At 64.9% G+C, this 15,567-nt stretch carries 13 protein-coding genes; 11 read left to right on the top strand and 2 right to left on the bottom strand.

The window, feature by feature from the left end; genetic code table 11:
• Positions 1 to 30: 30 nt before the first annotated feature.
• Complete coding sequence (locus AC5ZG1_RS02755; protein ID WP_456641499.1) at positions 31 to 540, top strand: OsmC family protein; 510 nt, start codon at positions 31 to 33, stop codon at positions 538 to 540.
• A 176-nt stretch (positions 541 to 716) separates the two neighbouring features.
• A complete protein-coding gene (locus AC5ZG1_RS02750; RefSeq protein ID WP_456641498.1) occupies positions 717 to 1,517 on the top strand; it encodes a hypothetical protein in 801 nt (266 codons plus the stop codon).
• A gap of 85 nt (positions 1,518 to 1,602) precedes the next feature.
• Here AC5ZG1_RS02750 and mutS read toward each other — a convergent pair whose 3' ends face one another.
• Positions 1,603 to 4,332, bottom strand: coding sequence for a DNA mismatch repair protein MutS (gene mutS / locus AC5ZG1_RS02745; protein ID WP_456641497.1), 2,730 nt, complete (start codon positions 4,330 to 4,332; stop codon positions 1,603 to 1,605).
• A gap of 209 nt (positions 4,333 to 4,541) precedes the next feature.
• On the opposite strand from mutS, the gene pcaF reads away from it, so the two are divergent.
• The 3 genes from pcaF (at position 4,542) to pcaG (ending at position 7,289) form a co-directional block, all read left to right on the top strand.
• Positions 4,542 to 5,750 carry a 3-oxoadipyl-CoA thiolase gene (gene pcaF / locus AC5ZG1_RS02740; RefSeq protein ID WP_496131919.1) on the top strand — a complete coding sequence of 403 codons (1,209 nt, stop codon included), beginning with the start codon at positions 4,542 to 4,544 and terminating at the stop codon, positions 5,748 to 5,750.
• A 232-nt stretch (positions 5,751 to 5,982) separates the two neighbouring features.
• Positions 5,983 to 6,687, top strand: coding sequence for a protocatechuate 3,4-dioxygenase subunit beta (gene pcaH, locus AC5ZG1_RS02735; protein WP_130225364.1), 705 nt, complete (start codon positions 5,983 to 5,985; stop codon positions 6,685 to 6,687).
• Complete coding sequence (gene pcaG / locus AC5ZG1_RS02730) at positions 6,684 to 7,289, top strand: protocatechuate 3,4-dioxygenase subunit alpha (RefSeq protein WP_496131918.1); 606 nt, start codon at positions 6,684 to 6,686, stop codon at positions 7,287 to 7,289. Before pcaH ends, pcaG begins: the two co-directional genes overlap by 4 nt.
• A 129-nt stretch (positions 7,290 to 7,418) precedes the next feature.
• Here pcaG and AC5ZG1_RS02725 read toward each other — a convergent pair whose 3' ends face one another.
• Entirely contained in the window at positions 7,419 to 8,345 is a 927-nt protein-coding gene (locus AC5ZG1_RS02725) for a LysR family transcriptional regulator (RefSeq protein WP_496131917.1), read from the bottom strand.
• Between the two features lie 154 nt (positions 8,346 to 8,499).
• Between AC5ZG1_RS02725 and AC5ZG1_RS02720 the strand changes: the two genes are divergently transcribed.
• Genes AC5ZG1_RS02720 through AC5ZG1_RS02695 form a run of 6 tightly spaced genes read left to right on the top strand, consistent with a single transcriptional unit; the run spans position 8,500 to position 15,461 of the window.
• Positions 8,500 to 9,537, top strand: a complete 1,038-nt coding sequence (locus AC5ZG1_RS02720; protein WP_496131916.1) for a class 1 fructose-bisphosphatase — start codon at positions 8,500 to 8,502, stop codon at positions 9,535 to 9,537.
• 11 nt (positions 9,538 to 9,548) lie between these two features.
• On the top strand, positions 9,549 to 10,424 hold the full coding sequence (locus AC5ZG1_RS02715; protein WP_130225367.1) for a phosphoribulokinase: 876 nt from the start codon (positions 9,549 to 9,551) through the stop codon (positions 10,422 to 10,424).
• Positions 10,421 to 12,445 carry a transketolase gene (tkt, locus tag AC5ZG1_RS02710; RefSeq protein WP_496131915.1) on the top strand — a complete coding sequence of 675 codons (2,025 nt, stop codon included), beginning with the start codon at positions 10,421 to 10,423 and terminating at the stop codon, positions 12,443 to 12,445. Before AC5ZG1_RS02715 ends, tkt begins: the two co-directional genes overlap by 4 nt.
• A gap of 2 nt (positions 12,446 to 12,447) precedes the next feature.
• Entirely contained in the window at positions 12,448 to 13,530 is a 1,083-nt protein-coding gene (gene fba, locus AC5ZG1_RS02705) for a class II fructose-bisphosphate aldolase (protein ID WP_496131914.1), read from the top strand.
• Positions 13,531 to 13,562: 32 nt separating this feature from the next.
• Positions 13,563 to 15,023 (top strand): form I ribulose bisphosphate carboxylase large subunit, encoded by a 1,461-nt coding sequence (locus tag AC5ZG1_RS02700; RefSeq protein ID WP_496131913.1) that lies wholly within the window; start codon positions 13,563 to 13,565, stop codon positions 15,021 to 15,023.
• 12 nt (positions 15,024 to 15,035) lie between these two features.
• On the top strand, positions 15,036 to 15,461 hold the full coding sequence (locus AC5ZG1_RS02695; protein ID WP_496131912.1) for a ribulose bisphosphate carboxylase small subunit: 426 nt from the start codon (positions 15,036 to 15,038) through the stop codon (positions 15,459 to 15,461).
• The last annotated feature ends 106 nt before the right edge of the window (positions 15,462 to 15,567 follow it).

Raw genomic sequence — 15,567 nt, 5'->3', positions numbered from 1 at the left:
CCCGGAGGCAGAAAATCCGGGAGAACAACAATGGACGCCACCGAGCTCCGCGCGCTGCAAGCCCCGATCAAGGAACGCTACAAGGCCGATCCCGCCACCGCCGTCATCACCCTGAAAGCCAAGGGCTCGATCGAGAGCGAAGGCATCGCCTGCAAGGTCGAAACCGGCCGCGCGCTCGCGGTCGCGGGCCTCCATCCGGCGACCGGCGGCTCCGGGCTGGAACTCTGTTCCGGCGACATGCTGCTCGAGGCGCTGGTCGCCTGCGCCGGCGTGACCTTGAAATCAGTGGCGACCGCGATCGAAGTGCCGCTCAAGAGCGGCAACGTGTTCGCCGAGGGCGATCTCGATTTCCGCGGCACGCTCGGTGTCGACAAGGAGGCCCCGGTCGGCTTCGCCGAGATCCGCCTGCGCTTCGAGGTCGACACCGACGCGCCGCAGGACAAGCTCGACCTCCTCTTGAAGCTGACCGAACGCTATTGCGTGGTCTACCAGACCATCAGGCACGGCCCGGAGGTCGCGGTCTCGCTGAAGCGGGCGTGATGTCTTGTCTTACCTCTCCCATAGGGAGAGGTCGCGCCGAAGGCGCGGGTGAGGGGCTTCGCTTCCTCGAGGGACCTGAACCCTCACCCGATTTGCTGCGCAAATCGACCTCTCCCTATGGGAGAGGTGAAAGCGGCCGTCGCTACGGCGATCCTGCAATAAATTCTTCGGCGCCGATGCCCCCCGAATTCATCTTCCTGCTGACGCTGCTATTGCGCATGGCGACCACCGCCGCCTTTGTCGTGACCGCCTCCATCATCACCGAGCGTTCGGGGCCAGTGATCGGCGCGCTGGTGGCAACGCTGCCGATCTCGGCGGGGCCATCCTATGTCTTCCTCGCGCTCGACCATGATGCGGCGTTCATCGCCGAGGGCGCGCTCGCCAGCCTGCCCATCAACGCGGCGACGATCTATCTTGGACTGACCTATGTCGTGCTGGCACAGCGCCATAGTGCGCTGCTCAGCACGGTCGCCGCCGTCGCGGTATGGCTCCTGCTCGCGTCCATCTTCCGCCAGTTCCACTGGACGCTTGCCGCCGGGCTGATCGTGAACGTCATCACCTTTGCGATCTGCGTGCCGCTGTTGCAGCGCTATCGCCATGTGAAGAAGATGCCGCTGATCACCCGCCGCTGGTACGACATCCCGCTGCGCGCCTCGCTGGTCGCGACATTGGTCGCGATCGTGGTGACGTCCTCAGGCTGGGTCGGCCCGCGTGTCAGCGGCATCATCGCGCTGTTTCCGGTGGTGTTCACGTCGATGATGCTGATCCTGCATCCGCGCATCGGCGGCCCGCCGACGGCCGCCGTGATCGCCAACGGCGCCTGGGGCCTGATGGGATTTGGGCTTGCGGTCGCGGTGCTCCACCTCGCCGCGCTGCAGTTCGGCTCGGCGATCGGCCTGAGTCTTGCGCTCGCCACCTGTGTGAATTGGAATCTCGGCCTGTGGTGGCATGGCCGGCGACGATTGCTTCGAACGTAGGGTGGGCAAAGCGTAGCGTGCCCACCTTTCTTGCACCGAACGTGGAGGGTGGGCACGCTGCGCTTTGCCCACCCTACGGCAGTGTCTAACGCTTCGGCAGTTTTGCTTTCAGCGTATAGAGCGCCTCCAGCGCCTCGCGTGGCGACATCTCGTCCGGATGCAGCGCTTTCACTGCTTCCACCAAAAGCTCCGCTTCGCTCGGCGGTGCTGCTTCCGCGGCGGCGCGGGAGGGGACGGCGAACAGTGGGAGGTCATCGACCAACGCGCGCGCGGTCTGGCCGCGGTCCTGCGCCTCCAGTTTCGCCAGCACGGACTTTGCGCGGCTGATCACCGCCGGCGGCAGACCTGCGAGCTTGGCTACCTGGATGCCGTAGGAGCGGTCAGCCGAGCCCGGCAGCACCTCGTGCAGGAACACGACATTGCCCTGCCATTCCTTCACCCGCACCGTGGCGTTGAACAGCCGCGGCAGTCTTGCCGAGAGCGCGGTGAGCTCGTGATAATGCGTCGCGAACAGCGTACGGCAGCGGTTGTTCTCGTGCAGATGCTCGATCGCGGCCCAGGCGATCGACAGACCGTCGAAGGTGGCCGTGCCGCGGCCGATCTCATCCAGGATCACGAGCGAACGCTCGCTGGCCTGGTTGAGGATCGCCGCCGTCTCGACCATCTCGACCATGAAGGTCGAGCGTCCGCGCGCGAGATCATCAGCCGCGCCGACGCGGGAGAACAGGCGATCGATGATGCCGATCCGCGCTCGTGATGCCGGCACATAGCTGCCGATCTGGGCGAGCAGCGCGATCAGCGCATTCTGGCGCAGGAAGGTCGATTTGCCGGCCATGTTCGGACCGGTGAGCAGCCAGAGCTGTCCGGATTTCTGCGCCGGCCCTGGCGACAGGTCGCAGGCGTTGGCGATGAACGGCTGGCCGTCGCGCTTCAAGGCCTGCTCGACCACCGGATGGCGGCCGCCTTCGATCGCAAAGCCCAGGGAATGATCGACCTCGGGCCGCACATAATTCTCGTCGACCGCGAGCTTTGCCAGCGCGGTCGCGACATCGAGCAGTGCGAAGGCGAGCGCGGCGGCGCGCAGATCGTCGCTTGCGGCGAGTGCCATGGCAGAGAGCCGGTCGAATATCTCGAGCTCGAGATTGAGCGAGCGGTCGCCGGCATTGGCGATCTTGGCTTCGATCTCGCCGAGTTCGGAGGTGGTGAAGCGGACCTGGCCGGCAAGCGTCTGGCGATGGATGAAGGTCGCGTTCAAGGGCGGCGTCATCAATTTGTCGCCGTGTTGCGCGGTCACCTCGACGAAATAGCCGAGCACGTTGTTATGGCGGATCTTGAGCGCCTTGACGCCGGTGTCCTCGGCGTAGCGCGCCTGCATCGAAGCGACGACGAGGCGCGAGGCGTCGCGCAGGTTGCGGCTCTCGTCGAGCGCGGCCTCATAGCCTTCGCGGACGAAACCGCCGTCGCGCTTGATCAGCGGCAATTGCTCGGCGAGCCCACGCTCGAACTCATGCGCCAAGTCCCGCGACGGACGGCGCAGCGCCTCCATCACGGCCACGATTTCCGCCGGCGGCTGGTCGAGCTGCGCCAGCCGCACCAAGGCCTGATCGGCGGCCAGGATGCCGTCGCGGAGCCCAGCGAGATCGCGCGGGCCGCCGCGGCCGACCGACAGCCGTGCCAACGCGCGCGACATGTCCGGCGCCGCGCGCAGCACGCTGCGGATATCCTCACGTGCCGCACTATCGGCGACGAAGGCCGAGATGGCATCGAGCCGCCGCGTGATCGTAGTGCTGTCGGTGAGCGGCGCCGCGAGCCGCTGTGCCAGCAGGCGTGAGCCGGCGGCGGTCACAGTGCAATCGATCGCATCGAGCAGCGAGCCGCGGCGTTCGCCGGCCAAGGTGCGTGTCAATTCGAGATTGGCGCGCGTCGCCGGGTCGATCGCCATGGTGGTGCCGACCGCCTCGCGCGCGGGTGGTGACAGCGGCGGGCGTTTGCCCACCTGCGTGCGGTCGATATAGGTAACGGCGGCCGCGGCGGCCGTTGCTTCCAATCGCGACATCGCGGCGAGGCCGTCCATGGTCGCGACCGCGAAATAGTCGCACAGCCGCCGCTCGGCGGTGGCGCCGTCGAAGACGTCACGAGTAAGCGGCGTCACCGCCGGCAATTCGCGCAACACTGGCCCGAACTCGACGTCGCTGTAGAGCGCGTCGGTGACGATGGCTTCATTTGGATTGATGCGCGCCAGCGTCGCCGGAAGCTCGGCGACAGAGCACTCCGTTACCATGAATTCGGAAGTCGAAATATCGATCCAGGCCAGCCCAATGCGGTCGCCGCCGGACGAGCCGCGGGCGCGGGCGAGCGCGAGCAGGTAATTGTTGGTGCGGGCATCGAGTAGCGTGTCCTCGGTCAGCGTGCCCGGCGTCACCAGCCGCACCACGTCGCGCTTCACCACGCTCTTGTTGCCGCGGGCGCGCGCCGTTGCCGGATCCTCGCTCTGCTCGCACACGGCGACGCGGTGGCCCGCCGCGATCAATCGGTGCAGGTAATCCTCGGCGCGTTCCACCGGCACCCCGCACATCGGGATGTCCATACCCTGATGCTTGCCGCGCTTGGTCAGGACAATGCCGAGTGTCTTTGAAGCGATCTCGGCGTCCTCGAAGAACAGTTCGTAGAAATCGCCCATTCGATAGAACAGGAGCAGGCCCTGATTGGCGGACTTGATTTCGAGGTACTGTTCCATCATCGGCGTGATGCGCGCGGGCGTTTCCGCACTCGGTGTCGCCTCGGATGGAACGGGAATGGGCTGCTGGACGGTCATGAGGGGGCGGAAACTACAAAATTTCGCTCTCCCGTCCCACCGCTTTGCCCCGCGATATTGGGTTTTCCACCCTCTCCACGCCCCCGACCTCATTTCAACGCGGGCGAGGGACGCGTCCGCCTCAATTGACCTCCTGCTAACCCGCTCCTAAAACTCGCCATCAATCCAAGCCTAGCGCGCAAGTCCGCGGCAATCAGGGAGAGAAATCAATGCGTGATGTGTATATCTGCGATGCCGTCCGGACCCCGATCGGTCGCTTCGGCGGCTCACTCGCCAAGGTGCGCACCGACGATCTCGCTGCCACCCCGATCAAGGCGCTGATGGCCAAGCATCCGAACCTAGACTGGTCGCAGGTGGATGAGGTCTTTTTCGGCTGCGCCAACCAGGCCGGCGAGGACAACCGCAATGTTGCGCGCATGGCGCTGCTGCTCGCGGGCATGCCTGAGTCGATTCCCGGCCAGACGCTGAACCGGCTTTGCGCCTCCGGTCTCGACGCGGTCGGCGCGGCCGGCCGCGCCATCCGCGCCGGCGAGATCGATTTCGCGATTGCTGGCGGTGTCGAATCGATGACGCGGGCGCCATTCGTGATGGGCAAGGCGGCGGAAGCGTTCTCGCGCTCGGCCGAAATCTTCGACACCACGATCGGCTGGCGCTTCATCAATCCCCTGATGAAAGCGCAGTATGGCGTCGATGCGATGCCGGAGACCGGCGAGAACGTCGCCGAGGAATTCCAGGTTTCGCGCGCCGACCAGGATGCGTTCGCGATCCGCTCGCAGCAGCGCGCCGGTGCCGCAATCGCGGCCGGCTATTTCGCCGAGGAGATCACCCCGGTCTCCGCGCCGGGTGGCAAGGCGGGCCCCATTACCGTTGACAAGGACGAGCATCCACGTCCGGAGACGACGCTGGAAGGCCTCGCCAAGCTGAAGCCGGTAGTGCGCAACCCCGGCACGGTGACGGCCGGCAACGCCTCCGGCGTCAATGACGGCGCCGCCGCGATGATCCTTGCCTCCGAGGCCGCCGTGAAGAAGCACGGATTGACGCCGCGGGCGCGCATCCTCGGGCTCGCCTCGGCCGCGGTGCCGCCGCGCATCATGGGCATCGGCCCGGTGCCGGCGACGCGCAAATTGATGGAGCGGCTCGGCCTCAAGATCACTGATTTCGATTTGATCGAACTCAATGAGGCCTTCGCCTCGCAGGGCATAGCCTGCCTGCGCCAGCTCGGGGTCAAGGAGGATGCCGACTTCGTGAACCCGCATGGCGGCGCGATCGCGCTCGGCCATCCGCTTGGCATGAGCGGCGCGCGGCTCGTCTTGACAGCGGTGCATGGCATGGAAAAGCGGGGCGGGAAGCTTGCCTTGGCAACCATGTGCGTCGGCGTCGGCCAGGGCGTTGCAGCGGCGATCGAGAAGTTGAACTGACCTCTCTCCGTCATTGCGAGGAGCCAACGGGTCCCGCCTTTGGCGGGCCCGATGACAGGCTCCGCGACCAAGCAATCCATGCCTCGGCAAATGGCGAAATGGATTGCTTCGCTGCGCTCGCAATGACGGGACGAGGGACGGAAAAGCAAAACAGCGCTTTTCCGGATTAGTTATATCCTATAATGATCTGACGGCTGGCTCACCGGCAAGGAGCGCCAGGGAGGAAATCATCATGACCTTGCTCTATCCGCTGCAATCGCTCGCGGCGCATCCGCCGCGGCTGTCGCCGGGTTATCGCTCGACGGTCAAGCGCTCGCCGCAAAAGCCGTTGATCCCGATCCGGCAAACGCTCTCCGAACTGACCGGTCCGGTCTATGGCCACGAAACAGTGCGCGAGAACGATCACGACCTCACCATTCAGCACAAGGGCGAGCCGCTTGGCGAACGCATCATCGTGCACGGCCATGTGCTCGACGAGGACGGCCGCGGCGTGCCCCACGCGCTGGTGGAGTTGTGGCAAGCCAATGCCTGCGGCCGCTACGTCCATGTCGTCGACCAGCATCCGGCGCCGCTCGATCCGAACTTCACCGGCGCCGGCCGCGCGCAGACCGATGCGAGCGGCTATTACAGGTTCGTCACCATCAAGCCCGGCGCCTACCCGTGGGGCAATCACCACAACGCCTGGCGCCCGGCCCACATCCATTTCTCGGTGTTCGGCCATGCCTTCATCTCGCGCCTGGTGACGCAGATGTATTTCCCGGGCGATCCCTTGTTTCCGTTCGATCCGATCTTCAACTCGGTAACGGACGAGAAGGCGCGCGCGCGGATGATCTCCTCGTTCGACCTTGAGAACACCCAGCCGGAATGGGCGCTGTGCTACCGCTTCAACATTGTCTTGCGCGGCAGGAACGCGACGCCGATGGAGAATAAACAGTGAGCGAGCAGCGGCCGGACGGCATCACACCATCGCAGACGGTCGGCCCGTATTTCAAATACGGCCTGACGCCGAACGGCGAGTACGCGTGGAACGACGCCTTCACCAACAATCTGATCACCCCTGACGTTTCCGGCGAGCGCATCCGCGTCGAAGGCACGGTGTTCGACGGCGACGGCGTGCCGGTGCCGGACTGCATGCTGGAGATCTGGCAGGCCGACGCACAGGGCCGGTTCTCCGATCCGCAAGATGCCCGCGCGCTGCCGAACAGCTCGTTCAAGGGATTTGGCCGCGTCGGCACCGATGCCAAGGGCGGCTATTCCTTCGACACCATCAAGCCGGGGCAAGTGCCCGACCCCGACGGCAAGCCGCAGGCGCCGCACATCCTGCTCGCGGTGTATGCGCGCGGCATGCTGCTGCATCTCTACACGCGGATCTATTTCGATGATGAGACGGCCAACGCCGACGACCCCGTGCTGGCGCTGGTGCCGGCCGATCGCCGCGCGACATTGATCGCCAAGCGCAAGGCGGGCGCTGCCAATCCGGCCTATGTGCTCGACATCCACCTGCAGGGCGACAACGAGACCGTGTTCTTCGACGTCTAAGGTCACGCCTCAGCATTCTCTCGTCATGGCCGGGCTTGACCCGTCCATCCATCTCCAACGAGTCGTTTGCGAAGATGGATGGATACGCGGGTCAAGCCCGCGTATGACGGCTGGGTTGCGCGGCAGGCCTCACCGCACATTCGGCAAATAGCGCGATCCCTCCTTTCCGAGGAACTCCAGCATCGCCTGCGCCGGCGGCAGCAGGATCTTGTCGGCGCGGCGGATCGCGTGCCATTGGCGCATCACCGGCAGGCCCGCGACCTTGAGCACGACCAGCCGTCCTTCCTCCAACTCGTGGAAGACGGTGTGCTGTGAGATGAAGGCGATGCCGAGCCCGGCCATCACCGCCTGCTTGATGGTCTCGTTGCTGTCCATGGCCATGCCGACCTTGGGCTCGATCCGATGCTTCTGGAAGAACTGCTCCATCAGCAGCCGCGTGCCGGAGCCGTGCTCGCGGGTGATGAAGGTCTCGCCAGCAAGATCGGTAGCGGCGACGCGCTTCTTTCCATTGAGCCGATGATCGGCGGCGGCGATGATCACGTGCGGATGCCTGCCGAGCGGGCGCATCTCGACCTCGATGTCCGCTGGCGGCTGCCCCATCACGGCGATATCGAGGTCGTAGCCGCGTAGCGCATCGCGGATGTCCTCGCGATTGCCGATTCTGAGCGTCACGTCGATCTTCGGGAAGCGTTGCGAGAACGCCGCGATCGCGAACGGCACAAAATATTTGGCGGTGCTGACTGCGCCCATCGCGACGCGCCCGCCGTTCTTGCCCGCGATCATGTCGAGCGACTGCTCGCAGTCGGCGAGCGCGGATTCGATACGCTCGACCAGCGCGAGAACGGTGCGGCCGGCATCCGTTAACGCCATGCCTTCAACAGTGCGCTGGATCAGCGGCAGGCCGGCAAGATCCTGCAGGTTGCGAAGCTGCAGGGTGACCGCCGGCTGGGTAAGGTTGAGCCGGTTGGCCGCGCCCGTGATCGAGCCGGCCGCATGCACGGCGGTCAACGCGCGCAGCTGACGAATGGTGAGGTCGCGCGAGAAATGTCCCGGCATGAGTATCTCCATAAAAAATACTTTGGCCACACTTAAGATATTAAAATTTCACTAATTCTGCAATCCGCGTGTTGATAGTGGCGACAGCGACTCCGCTCCGGAGCCGCTTCAAGCGAAGCCCCGTCGAGAGGGCTCGGTGAACGGGAGAGCGGCCGTGGATCATCTTCCTGCATTGCATGCCTATCTCGACGACCCCGCGCGTCAGGACACCCTCCGCGCGGCAGCCGTGGCGGTGGTCGAGGCGCTGGCCGCGGCCGCGGTCGAACTCGCAGGCATCATCGCCTCGGGCCCGTTGGTCGGCATCACCGGCCGTGACGGTGCGGTCAATCCGGCCGGCGACACCCAAAAGGACATCGATGTTGTCGCAGATCGCCTGATGCGCGACGCCCTGCGTACAGCGCCGGTGGCGGCCGTGCTCTCGGAGGAAGTGGAACTGCCGGAGACGCTCGACGCCGAGGCGCCGCTCTGTGTCGCGATCGATCCGCTCGACGGCTCGGCCAACCTTGCGAACAACATCTCGGTCGGCACCATCTTTTCCATCCGGCCCAAGGCGCGCGACATCCTCTCGACCTTCTTCGAGCCCGGCACCGCGCAGATTGCCGCCGGCTGTTTCATCTACGGCCCGCAGACCGTGCTGGTGCTGGCGCTGGACCAGCGCGTCGACGTCTTCACCCTGTATCCGCCGCGGCGCGAATTCGTGCTGACCGGGCGCGGTATCCGGATTCCGCCCGATACGCCGGAGTTCGCGATCAACGCCTCCAATCGCCGGCACTGGAGCGGCGCGGTGCGCGGCTATATCGACGAATGCCTCGCCGGCGCCAATGGCGAGCGCGGCCGCGACTTCAACATGCGCTGGATCGGCTCATTGGTGGCGGAAGCCTACCGCATCCTGGTCCGTGGCGGCGTGTTTCTCTATCCAGCCGATGCGCGCCCGGCCTACCGCGAAGGCCGCCTGCGCCTGCTCTACGAAGCCCATCCCGTGGCGCTGATCATGGAATGGGCTGATGGCGCCGCCTCCAGCGGGCGCGCCCGCATTCTCGAACTTTCGGCGCGGACGCCGCACCAGCGGGTGCCCTTGATCATGGGATCGCCGCGCACCGTGCGCGACATCGATATGATGCACGAAGGTGTCGAGCCGCTGTTCGAAAACGCCGACGCGCCGTTGTTCGCGCGCCGCGGACTGTTTCGCTGAAGGAGGCCGGCATGTCGCGGCGTCACCCCATCATATCGGTCACAGGTTCTTCCGGCGCCGGAACGACATCGGTCAGGAAGACCTTCGAGAACATCTTCCGGCGCGAGAATGTCAGCGCCGCCTATGTCGAAGGCGATGCCTTCCACCGTTACGATCGCGCCGAGATGCGCAGCAAGATGGTTGAGGAGGCCGAGCGCGGCAACAAGCATTTCAGCCATTTCAGCCCCGAAACCAATTTGTTCGAGGAACTCGAAAAACTGTTCCGCGACTATAGCGAGTCCGGCACTGGGACGACGCGGCACTATGTGCACGACGAGCAGGAGGCGCGGCTCTACGGCGGCGATCCCGGCACTTTCACCAAGTGGGAGTCGTTGCCGGAGAGTTCCGATCTGCTGTTCTATGAGGGCCTGCATGGCGCCGTCGTCACCGAGAAGGTGAATGTTGCCAAATATGCCGACCTCAAGATCGGCGTCGTCCCCGTCATCAATCTCGAATGGATCCAGAAGCTGCATCGCGATCGCAGCCACCGCGGCTATTCCACGGAGGCAGTGACCGACACCATCCTGCGGCGCATGCCTGATTATGTGAACTACATCTGCCCGCAGTTCACCGAGACCGACATCAACTTCCAGCGCGTGCCGACGGTCGACACGTCGAACCCGTTCATCGCGCGCTGGATCCCGACGCCGGACGAATCGATGGTCGTGATCCGGCTGAAGAATCCGCGTGGCATCGATTTTCCCTATCTGCTCTCGATGATCCCGCACAGCTTTATGTCGCGCGCCAATTCGATCGTGATCCACGGCGCCAAACTCGACCTGGCGATGCAGCTCATCCTCACCCCGCTGATTCTGCAACTGATGGAACGAAAGAGGCGAACGATATGACCGCACTTGCGTCTGTGGCCAGCCGCACCCAAGTCAGCCATGCCGAGATGGCGAACGCCATCCGCTTCCTCGCCATCGATGCCGTGGAGAAGGCGAAGTCCGGGCATCCCGGCATGCCGATGGGCATGGCCGATGTTGCGACCGTGCTGTTTTCGCGCTTCCTCAAATTCGACCCCGATGATCCGGCCTGGCCCGACCGCGACCGTTTCGTGCTCTCGGCCGGCCATGGCTCGATGCTGCTCTACGCGCTGCTGCATCTGACCGGCTATGAAGGCGTCACGCTGGATCAGCTCAAGGCCTTCCGCCAGTGGGGATCGGCGACTCCAGGCCATCCCGAATATGGCCACACGCCCGGCGTGGAGACGACGACCGGCCCGCTCGGGCAGGGCATCGCGACCGCCGTCGGCATGGCGCTCGCCGAGCGATTGATGAATGCGCGGTTCGGCGACGAACTCGTCGACCACTTCACCTATGTCATCGCCGGCGATGGCTGTCTGATGGAAGGCATCAGCCACGAGGCGATCTCGCTCGCCGGGCATTTGCGGTTGAACCGGCTGATCGTGCTGTTCGACGACAACCGGATCTCGATCGACGGCGCGACGTCACTGTCCTGTTCCGACCATCAGCTCGCGCGTTTCAGGGCCTCCGGCTGGTCGGCCTGCCGGATCGACGGCCATGATCCGCAAGCGGTTGCGAGGGCGATCGATGAAGCCAGGAAGAGTGACCTGCCGTCGCTGATCGCCTGCCAGACCGTGATCGGCTTCGGCGCGCCGAACCGGGAAGGCAGCGAGAAGGTTCACGGTGCACCGCTCGGATCGGACGAGGTCGCCAAAACGCGGGCAGCGCTCGATTGGCGCTACGAGCCATTTGAAGTTCCGCCAGCCGTGCTTGCCGAATGGCGCGAGATCGGCGCACGCGGCCGGGCGGCGCGCCGCGCCTGGATCGAGCGTTCACGGAGCGCCTGCAATGGCGGCGGCAGGTCGCCGTTCCACGATGCGCTGAACAAAAAGCTGCCCGGCGCCTATACCGAGGCGATGGCGAAGCTGAAGGAGCGTTTCGCGGCCGAGCGTCCCAAGCTTGCGACACGGCAGGCGTCGCAGCAGGTGATCGATGTGATCGCCGAAGCGCTGCCAAACCTGCTCGGCGGCTCGGCCGACCTGACGCACTCCAATCTCACGCTGGCGAAATCACAGGTGCCAGTGCGGTCGGGCTGGCTGCACGGCAGCTATATCCATTATGGCGTCCGCGAGCATGCCATGGCGGCGGCGATGAACGGCATCGCGTTGCACGGCGGCTTCGTCCCCTACGGCGGAACATTCCTCGCGTTCGCCGACTATAGCCGCCCCGCGATCCGGCTCGCTGCGCTGATGGGCGTCCGCGTCATCCACGTCATGACGCACGATTCGATCGGGCTGGGCGAGGACGGTCCGACGCACCAGCCGGTCGAGCATCTCGCCGCGCTCCGTGCAATTCCCAATCTGCTGGTGTTCCGCCCTGCCGATCCAATCGAGACCGCGGAAGCCTGGGACTGCGCGCTGCAAGCCGAGACCTCGCCGTCGATCCTGTGCCTGTCGCGGCAGGCGCTGCCCGCCTTCCGCGACGCGACCGACAGCAACCACGTCGCGCTTGGCGCCTATGTGGCGATCGAGCCGGATGGAGGCCGTGACGTCACGCTGATTGCAACCGGCTCGGAAGTCTCGATCGCGCTCGAAGCGGCCAAGCTGCTCGGAAGTGAGAATATCCGCGCCGCCGTCGTTTCCGCCCCGTGCTTCGATCTGTTCCGGAAGCAGCCGCGCGACTACCAGGCCAAGGTGCTGGGCGATGCGCCACGTGTCGGCGTCGAGGCCGCGATCGAGGGCGATTGGGCGCGCTGGCTTGGCGATGATGGCGAGTTCGTCGGCATGAACGGTTTCGGCGCCTCCGCGCCCGCTGAGGTGCTCTACCGCGAGTTCGGCATTACGCCGGCCGCCGTCGCGGCTGCGGCCAGGCGCGTGATCCAGCAGGCAAACGAAAGGAAATAAGCATGGCGCGGATAACCTTGAGGCAACTGCTGGATCATGCCGCCGAGCGCGGCTACGGCGTGCCGGCTTTCAACATCAACAATATGGAGCAGGGCCTTGCGATCATGGAGGCGGCGTCGGCCTGCGATGCGCCCGTCATCATCCAGGCCTCACGCGGCGCGCGCGCCTATACGGGTGACATCATGCTGTCGAAGATGATCGATGCGCTCGAGGAGATGTATCCGGACGTGCCGCTGTGCCTGCATCTCGATCATGGCAACGAGGAATCCACCTGCGCCACCGCGATCCGCTATGGCTTCACGTCGGTGATGATGGACGGCTCGCTGAAGGCCGATGCCAAGACGGCAGCCGACTATGACTATAACGTCGACATTACCCGCCGCGTCGTCGACATCGCGCATTGGGTCGGCGCCTCCGTCGAGGGCGAGCTCGGCGTGCTCGGATCGCTAGAACATGGCGGCGGCGAGCAGGAAGACGGCCATGGCGTCGAGGGCAAGGTCAGCCATGACCAGCTCCTCACCGATCCGGACCAGGCGGTCGATTTCGTCCGCGCCACCAAGGTGGATGCGCTCGCGATCGCGATGGGCACCTCGCATGGCGCCTACAAGTTCACGCGGCGGCCCGACGGCGAGATCCTCGCGATGCGCGTGGTGGAGGAGATACATCAGCGGCTGCCGAATACGCATCTGGTGATGCACGGCTCGTCCTCGGTGCCGCAGCCATTGCAGGACATGTTCAACCAGTTCGGCGGCGAGATGCCGCAGACCTGGGGCGTGCCGGTCGAGGAGATCGTCCGCGGCATCAAGCACGGCGTCCGCAAGGTCAATATCGATACCGATTGCCGGCTCGCGATGGCCGCGGCGTTCCGCAAGGTCGCGACTCAATCGAAAAGCGAATTCGATCCCCGCAAATTCTTGAAACCCGCGATGGAGGCTTTGCGTGACCTCTGCCGCGACCGCTTCGAGCAGTTCGGCACGGCGGGCAATGCCGCAAAGATCAAGGTGATTCCGCTGCCCGAGATGGCGAGGCGCTACCGCGCCGGCGCGCTCGATCCGCAAATTGGGGCGATGACCGAAGCAGCGTGAGGGGCACGCCGGAACAATTTCAGGAGGACCATATGAACATGCAGTCGATGACCCTGCGCGGCAAGGATCGCTACAAATCCGGTGTGCTCGAATATAAGCGCATGGGCTATTGGGAGCCCGACTACCAGCCCAAGGACACGGACGTCATCGCGTTGTTCCGCGTCACGCCGCAGGACGGCGTCGATCCGACCGAAGCCTGCGCGGCGGTAGCAGGCGAATCCTCGACCGCGACCTGGACCGTGGTGTGGACCGATCGTCTGACGGCGGCGGAAAAATATCGCGCGAAATGCTACCGCGTCGATCCGGTGCCGGGTTCGCCAGGCAGCTATTTCGCCTACATCGCCTATGACCTCGATCTGTTCGAGCCGGGCTCGATCGCGAACCTCACCGCGTCGATCATCGGCAACGTCTTCGGCTTCAAGCCGCTGAAGGCGCTGCGGCTCGAGGACATGCGGCTTCCCGTTGCCTATGTGAAGACGTTCCAGGGCCCGGCGACCGGCATCGTGGTCGAGCGCGAGCGGCTCGACAAGTTCGGGCGTCCCTTGCTCGGCGCGACTGTGAAGCCGAAGCTCGGCCTCTCCGGCCGCAACTACGGCCGCGTCGTCTACGAGGCGCTGAAGGGTGGGCTCGATTTCACCAAGGACGACGAAAACATCAACTCGCAGCCCTTCATGCACTGGCGCGAGCGCTTCCTCTACTGCATGGAGGCGGTCAACCGCGCGCAGGCCGCGACCGGCGAGATCAAGGGCACCTATCTCAACGTCACCGCGGCGACCATGGAGGACATGTACGAGCGCGCCGATTTCGCCCGCGAACTCGGCTCGACGATCGTCATGATCGATCTTGTGATCGGCTACACCGCGATCCAGTCGATGGCGAAATGGGCGCGCAAGAACGACATGATCCTGCATCTGCACCGCGCCGGCCATTCCACCTACACCCGGCAACGGTCGCATGGCGTCTCGTTCCGCGTCATCGCAAAATGGATGCGGCTCGCGGGCGTGGATCATATTCACGCCGGCACGGTCGTCGGCAAGCTCGAGGGCGATCCGAACACCACGCGCGGCTACTACGATATCTGCCGCGAAGACTTCAATCCGATGCAGCTCGAGCACGGCGTGTTCTTCGACCAGAATTGGGCCAGCCTCAACAAGCTGATGCCGGTTGCGTCGGGCGGTATCCATGCCGGCCAGATGCATCAGCTGCTCGACCTCCTGGGCGAGGACGTCGTGCTGCAGTTCGGCGGCGGCACCATTGGTCACCCGCAGGGCATCCAGGCGGGTGCCACCGCCAACCGCGTTGCGCTGGAGGCGATGATCCTCGCCCGCAACGAGGGGCGCGACTACGTCCATGAAGGTCCAGAGATCCTGGCCAAGGCGGCGCAAAGCTGCGCACCGCTGCGCGAGGCGCTCGAGGTCTGGAAGGACGTCACCTTCAACTATGAATCGACCGATGCGCCGGACTTCGTTCCGACGCCGAGCGTCGCGGTCTGAAAGGGGTACATCATGCGCATAACCCAGGGCTGCTTCTCCTTCCTGCCCGATCTCACCGACGAGCAGATCACGGCACAGGTGCAGTACTGCCTCGACAGGGGCTGGGCTGTTAACATCGAATTCACCGACGATCCGCATCCCCGCAACACCTATTGGGAGATGTGGGGCCTGCCGATGTTCGATCTGCGCGACGCCGCGGGTATCATGCGGGAGCTCGGCGAATGCCGGCGCGTGTATGACGACCGCTATATCCGGATCTCCGGCTTCGATTCGAGCCACGGATGGGAGTCCGTGCGCATCTCCTTCATCGTCAATCGGCCCACGAACGAGCCCGGCTTCCGGCTCGACCGGCAGGAATCCGTCGGTCGCAACCTCCGCTATTCGACGCATGCCTATGCGGCGGAGCGGCCTGAAGGCGAGCGTTACGCAGACCGTTAACCGCGTCCGGTTCAAGCCAGGCGGGTGGCTCCCTCGGCCGACCTGGTCCGGATGCACTTCTCCGTCGTCGCCAGGTTGCGGCGACGGAGCTTTTCGACACGAGAGC

Source organism: Bradyrhizobium sp. Leo78, from assembly GCF_059512425.1.
This window is presented reverse-complemented; position numbering and strand designations above follow the sequence as displayed.

What these genes read in the sequence shown, in the direction of transcription:
- AC5ZG1_RS02750 (WP_456641498.1), top strand. Translation starts at nt 717, where the DNA reads ATGCCCCCCGAATTCATCTTCCTGCTGACGCTGCTATTGCGCATGGCG.
- fba (WP_496131914.1), top strand. Translation starts at nt 12,448, where the DNA reads ATGGCGCGGATAACCTTGAGGCAACTGCTGGATCATGCCGCCGAGCGC.
- tkt (WP_496131915.1), top strand. Translation starts at nt 10,421, where the DNA reads ATGACCGCACTTGCGTCTGTGGCCAGCCGCACCCAAGTCAGCCATGCC.
- pcaH (WP_130225364.1), top strand. Translation starts at nt 5,983, where the DNA reads ATGACCTTGCTCTATCCGCTGCAATCGCTCGCGGCGCATCCGCCGCGG.
- AC5ZG1_RS02725 (WP_496131917.1), bottom strand. Translation starts at nt 8,345, where the DNA reads ATGCCGGGACATTTCTCGCGCGACCTCACCATTCGTCAGCTGCGCGCG.
- pcaF (WP_496131919.1), top strand. Translation starts at nt 4,542, where the DNA reads ATGCGTGATGTGTATATCTGCGATGCCGTCCGGACCCCGATCGGTCGC.
- AC5ZG1_RS02695 (WP_496131912.1), top strand. Translation starts at nt 15,036, where the DNA reads ATGCGCATAACCCAGGGCTGCTTCTCCTTCCTGCCCGATCTCACCGAC.
- mutS (WP_456641497.1), bottom strand. Translation starts at nt 4,332, where the DNA reads ATGACCGTCCAGCAGCCCATTCCCGTTCCATCCGAGGCGACACCGAGT.
- AC5ZG1_RS02700 (WP_496131913.1), top strand. Translation starts at nt 13,563, where the DNA reads ATGAACATGCAGTCGATGACCCTGCGCGGCAAGGATCGCTACAAATCC.
- AC5ZG1_RS02715 (WP_130225367.1), top strand. Translation starts at nt 9,549, where the DNA reads ATGTCGCGGCGTCACCCCATCATATCGGTCACAGGTTCTTCCGGCGCC.
- AC5ZG1_RS02755 (WP_456641499.1), top strand. Translation starts at nt 31, where the DNA reads ATGGACGCCACCGAGCTCCGCGCGCTGCAAGCCCCGATCAAGGAACGC.